This window comes from Sphingomonas sp. R1 (assembly GCF_025960285.1).
Lineage (GTDB): Bacteria > Pseudomonadota > Alphaproteobacteria > Sphingomonadales > Sphingomonadaceae > Sphingomonas.
Genome location: NZ_CP110111.1, coordinates 3,868,227 through 3,874,532 on the forward strand (window position 1 = coordinate 3,868,227; position 6,306 = coordinate 3,874,532).

A 6,306-nucleotide genomic window follows, 5' to 3' on the forward strand; every position below is an offset into this window, starting at 1 on the left:
AGGCTTACAGCGCATCGGCGATCCGTTCGGCGAGGCGGCGGGCGACGTCGGCCTTGGAGGCGCGCTCCCAGGATTCGACGCCAAATGCGGTGATGAGGTGGACGGCATTGGCTTCACCCCCCATCACATCGCCCGAAACATCGTTGGCGACAATCCAGTCGGCGTTCTTGCGCGTTCGTTTCGCGACGGCATGTTCGACTACTCGTTCGGTCTCCGCCGCGAAGCCCACCACGAGCCGCGGCCGGCGCGGTCCCTGCGCCAGGCCGGCGAGGATATCAGGATTCTGCGCAAGATGCAGGAGGGGGGCGGCATCACCCTTTTTGAGCTTCTGCGCTGCCGCCTCGACATGCCAATCGGCCACCGCGGCCACCATGACCGCGGCGTCAGCGGGCAGCTCGGCGTCCACGGCTGCGGCCATTTCGCGGGCCGTTTCCACATCGATGCGCGTGACTCCCGGCGGCGTGGGCAGGGTCACCGGGCCCGCGACCAGCGTGACGCGGGCGCCGAGCGCGGCGAGTGCGCCGGCAATTGCGAACCCCTGCTTCCCCGAGGACCGATTGGCGATGTAGCGCACCGGGTCGATCGGCTCGTGCGTCGGGCCGGCGGTGACGAGGATGTGCCGGCCGTCCAGGCGCTGCTCCACCGGCGAGAGCGCCTGCTGGATGGCCGACAGGATTGCCTCCGGCTCGGGCAGGCGGCCGGGGCCAAATTCGCCGCAGGCCATCGGGCCTTCGTCCGGCTCCAGCACGGTCACCCCATCGGCGCGGAGCAGGGCGACGTTGCGACGGGTGGCGGCGTGGCCCCACATCCGCACGTTCATCGCGGGTGCGGCGAGCACCGGCTTGTCGGTGGCGAGCAGCAGTGTCGTTGCCAGATCGCTGGCGATGCCGCCGGCCATGCGCGCGAGAAGGTCTGCAGTGGCGGGCGCGACAACCACAAGATCGGCTTGGCGGCTGAGCTGGATATGGCCCATTTCCGCCTCGTCCTTCAGATCCCACAGCGTGGTGTAGACCTGATTCTCGGAGAGCGCCGCCAGCGTCATCGGCGTGACGAAATGCTGCCCGCCTTCGGTCAGTACGCAGGTTACCCCGATCCCGGCCTTGCGGCACAGGCGGACGAGTTCGCACGCCTTGTAGGCCGCGATTCCTCCGCCGACGATGAGCAGGATGCGCTTCATGGCGTCACCGTTGTAATCGTGATCCGCCGCCTGTCGAGCGCGCGGTGCCACAGGTCCGACAGCGCATCGGGCACGAAGACCAGGCCGGCCAGCGCAACCGGGGCGATCATCAGTGCCCAGTAGAAATTGTCGAGCCGTGCGAACAGCGAGATCGCCGTGCCATAGGCGATCAGCAGCGCGAACATGCGCAGCCCGAGCGCATCGTCCCAGCTTGCCCAGCCCAGCAGCGCCAGCGCGACAAGCAGCGAACCCACCATCATCGGCAGCGCCTGCAGCGCGGTTGCGGTGACCAGCGCGCGGACGAAGAAGCCCGGACCGTTGAGCGATGCCCAGCCGGCGGATTGCGGGTCCAGCGGCCCGGTCACGCCCGCCACCGCATGGGCGTGGAGCGCCAGCACCCCGCCGAACAGCAGCAGCGCGATGCCCCAGCCAAGAGCCTCGCCACGCCGATCCTCGCGCCACGCGAAGATCAGCATCACGATCGCATAGAGCGCCGCGGTCTCGCGGATCAGCATCGCCGCAAAACCGAGCGCAATCGCCTCCAGCGCGCGGCCGGGCCGCCGCAGTGCGAGCGATAGCGCGACAAGCAACCCGGCCCATATCTCATGAAACAGCACCAGGCCGGGCTGGAAAAAGGCCAGCATCGAGGTGGCGATCAGCAGCACCAGCACCGCGCGCGGGAACAGCCCGGTCAGCGCGACGCCCATGCGCGAAGCCCAGGCGACCGCGGTCAGCGCGGCCAGGCCCAGCAGCAGCGTGACACTTGCCCAGCCCGGCAGCAGCGCCTCCAGCGCGGCAAGCGCCGGCAGCCGCATCGTCAGGAACGGGTGGAGCGGATAGCCGCCTGCGCGCATCGCATCGCTCGCGGCGACATAATAGGGATCGCCGCCCTTCATGTGGGCGACGACGCGCTCGTACAGGCCGAGATCGGTCATACGATCCGCGGTCCGTACCGCCGCATCGCCATCGCCAGTGAGCGCAGGCACGGCCAGCGCGGTCAGCGAGGCGAGCATCAGCAGCAGCACCGCCACCCAGGCCAGCCGCGCGCGGCCCCGCGTCAGGGCAGCGAAGCGGCTTGGCGCGAGGGTCCAGACGCGGCGCGTGCGCGCGGTCATTTCAGCAGCAGCGTTCCGGCCACGCCGGCCAGCGCGGCGACGATGCTGACCAGCGCATAGCGCCATCCGCCGCCGACGCGCACCACCTGGATCTCGCGGAGCGGGGGCTCGGGCGGAGCACCGCCCGGCGCGGGGAAGCGGCGCTCGATGTTGCGGACCAGCTCCGGCAGCCGGGCGAGGGTCCGCAGATCCTCGATCAGGCGATCGGCGACCTTGGCTTCGGGCCCCAGCTCGGTGCGGATCCATTCGCGGACGAATGGTGCCGAGACGTCCCACAGGTTGATGTCCGGATCGAGCCCGCGCGCGACGCCCTCCACCATCACCATCGTCTTCTGGAGCAGCAGCAGATGCGGCTGCGTCATCATGTCGAAGTCGCGGGTGATCGAGAACAGGCCGTCGAGCATGCCGCCGATCGACATTTCCTTCACCGGCAGGCCGCGCATCGGCTCACCCACCGCGCGGAGCGCCGTGGCGAACTCGGCGACATTGTGGTGGGCGGGGACATATCCCGCCTCGAAATGGATCTCGGCGACGCGCTTATAGTCACCGGTGATCAGGCCGTAGAGGATCTCGGCCAGCCATACCCGCGCGCGACGGTCGATCCGGCCCATGATGCCGAAGTCGATCGCGGCGATGCGGCCGTCGGGCAGGGCGAACAAATTGCCCTGGTGCATGTCCGCATGGAAAAAACCCTCGGCGATCGCTTGGCGGAGGAACGCCTTGATCAGCTTGCCCGCCAGCCCCGGCATGTCGTGCCCGGCGCGGACCAGCGCGTCGCGGTCACTCAGCTTGATGCCGTCGATCCACTCCAGCGTCAGCACCTTGCCGGTGGTGCGCTGCCAGTCGATCTGGGGCACCATGAAGTCCGGCTCGGCGGTCATGCCCTCGGCGAGTTCGGAGGCCGAGGCGGCCTCGCGGCGGAAGTCGAGCTCGCGCGCGGTCCAGCGCTTGAAGCTTTCGATGACCAGCCGCGGGCGCAGACGGCGCGCTTCGCCGCCATAGGCTTCGAGCTGGGCGGCGGCCCATTCATAGGTGTCGATGGCGCGGGCGAAGTCGCTCTCGATGCCAGGGCGCAGGACCTTCACCGCGACGCGGCGGCCGTCGGTGGTCACCGCGCGGTGAACCTGCGCGATCGAGGCGGCGCCGATCGGGGCTTCCTCCACTTCCGCGAACATTACCGAAAGCGGGCGACCATAGCTGGTCTCGATCCGCTGGCGGATGATGTCGAACGGCACGGGGGGCAGCGCGTCCTGCAGGCGAAGCAGATCGTGCGCGGCTTCCTCGCCGACGAGATCGGGGCGGGTGGCCAGCGTCTGGCCCAGCTTGATCGCGGCGGGGCCGATCGCCTGGAAGGCATCGGCATAGGCGGGCACGGCCGGCACCCGCGCGCCCAACCGGGCGAGGCGGGCGAGGCGGCGCACCGGACGGGGCGTGTTGGCGTCGCGCTCGATGCCGCGCAGCGCGCCGTGACGCGCGAGGATGCGGCCCCATTTGAGCAGGCGCCAGAGATGGACGGCGGGGGCGGTCATGCCCAGATCCTCCCGAGGGAGGATCGAACGGCGGCTGCCATCAAATCTTCCAGCCGCTGTGGATCGCGACGAGCCCGCCGAGCAGCGGCTCGACCTTGGTCTGGCGGAAGCCCGCCTCGGCGATCATCCGCTCGAAGCTGGGCATGTCGGGGAAGCGGCGGATCGATTCGATCAGGTAGCGATAGCTGTCCTCGTCCTGCGCGAGCAGCTTGCCGAGCTTCGGCACCAGCTTGTGCGAATAGGCGTCATAGATTTCGGCGAAGCCCGGCCACTGGGTGGTCGAGAATTCGAGTACGAAGAAACGACCGCCGCGCTTCAATACGCGGTGCGCCTCGCGGAGCGCCTTGGGAATATCGGTCACGTTCCGGATGCCGAACGCGATCGTGTAGGCATCGAAGAAGCGATCGGGGAACTGCAGCGTCTCGGCATTGGCCTCGGTCCACACCAGCCCGTCGATGCCGCGCTGGGCGGCGCGCTCGACGCCGACGCTCAGCATTTCCGGGTTGATGTCGGCAACCGTAATCGCCGCACCCGTCTCGGCCATGCGAAAGGCGATGTCGCCGGTGCCGCCGGCCATGTCGAGGATATGCTCGCCGGCGCGCGGCTTCACGCGGCGGACGAAGCGGTCCTTCCACAGCCGGTGCATGCCGCCCGACATGGCGTCGTTCATCAGGTCGTATTTGCTGGCGACATTCGAGAACACCTCGCCGACGCGGCGGGTCTTGTCCTCAGGGGCGACGTCTTCGTAACCGAAGGAAACGGTATCGGGCATGGGGGTGCCTTAGCGGTACGCGACGGCCAAACCAAGGGGGCTGAGGGGCAGGTGACAATCGGCCACGCACTTCCTAGCTCTAGCACCAGATGCCTGAGCTTCCCGAAGTAGAAACCACCGTTCGCGGCCTGGCCCCCGTGCTGGAGGGGCAGCGGATCGAGCGCGTATTATTGAATCGTGCCGATCTCCGGCGACCATTCCCCGTCGATCTCGGCCAGCGGCTCACCGGCGCGACCGTTACCGGCCTGTCCCGCCGCGCGAAATATGGCCTTATAGATACCGACCGTGCAGACACGCTGATCTTCCACCTCGGCATGTCCGGGCGCTGGCGGATCGATCCGGCCGAACTGGGCAAGCACGACCATGTGGTGATCGAAACCGCGGGGCACCGGCTGGCGCTCAACGATCCGCGACGATTCGGCTCGATGGATCTGGTCCCGAGCGCCGAGCTGGCGGACTGGCCCGCGTTCAAGGCGTTGGGGCCGGAGCCGCTCGGGCCGGACTTCACCGCCGCGCATCTGGTGGCGGCCTTCGAGGATCGAATCGCTCCGGTGAAGGCGCTGCTGCTCGATCAGCGAATCGTCGCCGGGCTCGGCAACATCTATGTGTGCGAGGCGCTGTTCCTGTCCGGCATCGCGCCTACCAAGCCCGCGGGCTCGATCGGCCGGGCCAAGCTCGAGAAACTGGTCCAGGCCGTGCGCGAGGTGTTGGAGGCGGCGATTCGCGCAGGGGGCTCCACGTTGCGCGACTATGCGCGGCCGGATGGCGAGCTCGGCTATTTCGCCAAGGAGTGGCGTGTTTACGGGCGCGAAGGCGAGCCGTGCAGTTGCGGGCGGCCGGTACAGCGCCGCGTGGATTCGGGGCGTTCCACCTTCTATTGTGGCAAATGCCAGCGCTGAAAGGATTGACCCGAATCGCTGGAGCCGGTAAGGGGCCCGTCTTTCCGGCGTGGGCTCGCTTCCGCGCCTCACCCATTTCGAGCAGGAACAAGACCGAATGGCGAATACGCCGCAAGCGAAGAAGCGCATCCGTCGCAACGACCGCCGCGCCGAGATCAACGGTGCACGCGTCGGCCGCATCCGTACCTTCGTCAAGAAGGTCGAAGCTGCGCTGACCGCCGGCGACAAGGCCGCTGCCACCGAAGCGCTCGCCGCTGCGCAGCCGGAAATCGCCCGTGGCGTCGCCAAGGGCGTGCTCCACAAGAACACGGCCGCGCGCAAGTTCTCGCGCCTCAACAAGCGTCTCCAGGCGCTCGCCTAACACCGTCACCGAACGGTAATCAAAAGCCCTGCCGGACCTGTCCGGCGGGGCTTTTTGCGCATGTGCGCTGCAACAAATGGTTAACAAACCTGCCTTGGGAGCGAATCGCGCGAATCCACGAGTCGTGTCGATTCGGGTAGTCCCGCATCGGCCTTTACCTTGTTAAATACATGAAATAGTTGCGCAATTTGGTGACCCCCACGCATTTCCAAGGGGTTCGGGCTGTCAACAAAACTATTTCAGAAAGTTTACATGGGGGGCCCTTGCTCGACTCAGTTCGAGCTTCCTACAACGAACCTCCCGGCTGCAGTGATGGCCGGGAACAACGAGTTCATCGCGCGTCTCCGGGGGCATGACCGGCTGCGATGAGCCTCACATCGATATTGGTTTTGGCACGCGGGAATCGTGATCCCCGTGAAGGAAGGGTGCGTCGTAGTGACTCAGGTTCAACCG

Annotated in this window: 6 protein-coding genes; 2 read left to right on the top strand and 4 right to left on the bottom strand. The window is 67.5% G+C overall.

From position 1 onward, the window contains the following. Positions 1–4: 4 nt before the first annotated feature. From coaBC to OIM94_RS18365, 4 genes are read right to left on the bottom strand one after another with little or no spacing between them, the layout of a single operon-like run. A complete protein-coding gene (gene coaBC / locus OIM94_RS18350; RefSeq protein ID WP_264608092.1) occupies positions 5–1,177 on the bottom strand; it encodes a bifunctional phosphopantothenoylcysteine decarboxylase/phosphopantothenate--cysteine ligase CoaBC in 1,173 nt (390 codons plus the stop codon). After that, positions 1,174–2,292, bottom strand: coding sequence for a hypothetical protein (locus tag OIM94_RS18355; RefSeq protein WP_264608093.1), 1,119 nt, complete (start codon positions 2,290–2,292; stop codon positions 1,174–1,176). Before OIM94_RS18355 ends, coaBC begins: the two co-directional genes overlap by 4 nt. After that, entirely contained in the window at positions 2,289–3,821 is a 1,533-nt protein-coding gene (ubiB, locus tag OIM94_RS18360; RefSeq protein ID WP_264608094.1) for a 2-polyprenylphenol 6-hydroxylase, read from the bottom strand. The genes OIM94_RS18355 and ubiB overlap by 4 nt, the downstream gene beginning before the upstream one ends. A gap of 40 nt (positions 3,822–3,861) precedes the next feature. Further along, complete coding sequence (locus OIM94_RS18365) at positions 3,862–4,593, bottom strand: class I SAM-dependent methyltransferase (RefSeq protein ID WP_264608095.1); 732 nt, start codon at positions 4,591–4,593, stop codon at positions 3,862–3,864. An 89-nt stretch (positions 4,594–4,682) separates the two neighbouring features. On the opposite strand from OIM94_RS18365, the gene mutM reads away from it, so the two are divergent. Together mutM and rpsT are read left to right on the top strand one after the other, a co-directional pair. Then, positions 4,683–5,492, top strand: a complete 810-nt coding sequence (gene mutM, locus OIM94_RS18370) for a bifunctional DNA-formamidopyrimidine glycosylase/DNA-(apurinic or apyrimidinic site) lyase (protein WP_264608096.1) — start codon at positions 4,683–4,685, stop codon at positions 5,490–5,492. A 97-nt stretch (positions 5,493–5,589) separates the two neighbouring features. After that, positions 5,590–5,853 carry a 30S ribosomal protein S20 gene (gene rpsT / locus OIM94_RS18375; RefSeq protein ID WP_010545371.1) on the top strand — a complete coding sequence of 88 codons (264 nt, stop codon included), beginning with the start codon at positions 5,590–5,592 and terminating at the stop codon, positions 5,851–5,853. Positions 5,854–6,306: the final 453 nt, after the last annotated feature.

What these genes read in the sequence shown, in the direction of transcription:
- rpsT (WP_010545371.1), top strand. Translation starts at nt 5,590, where the DNA reads ATGGCGAATACGCCGCAAGCGAAGAAGCGCATCCGTCGCAACGACCGC.
- OIM94_RS18355 (WP_264608093.1), bottom strand. Translation starts at nt 2,292, where the DNA reads ATGACCGCGCGCACGCGCCGCGTCTGGACCCTCGCGCCAAGCCGCTTC.
- OIM94_RS18365 (WP_264608095.1), bottom strand. Translation starts at nt 4,593, where the DNA reads ATGCCCGATACCGTTTCCTTCGGTTACGAAGACGTCGCCCCTGAGGAC.
- ubiB (WP_264608094.1), bottom strand. Translation starts at nt 3,821, where the DNA reads ATGACCGCCCCCGCCGTCCATCTCTGGCGCCTGCTCAAATGGGGCCGC.
- coaBC (WP_264608092.1), bottom strand. Translation starts at nt 1,177, where the DNA reads ATGAAGCGCATCCTGCTCATCGTCGGCGGAGGAATCGCGGCCTACAAG.
- mutM (WP_264608096.1), top strand. Translation starts at nt 4,683, where the DNA reads ATGCCTGAGCTTCCCGAAGTAGAAACCACCGTTCGCGGCCTGGCCCCC.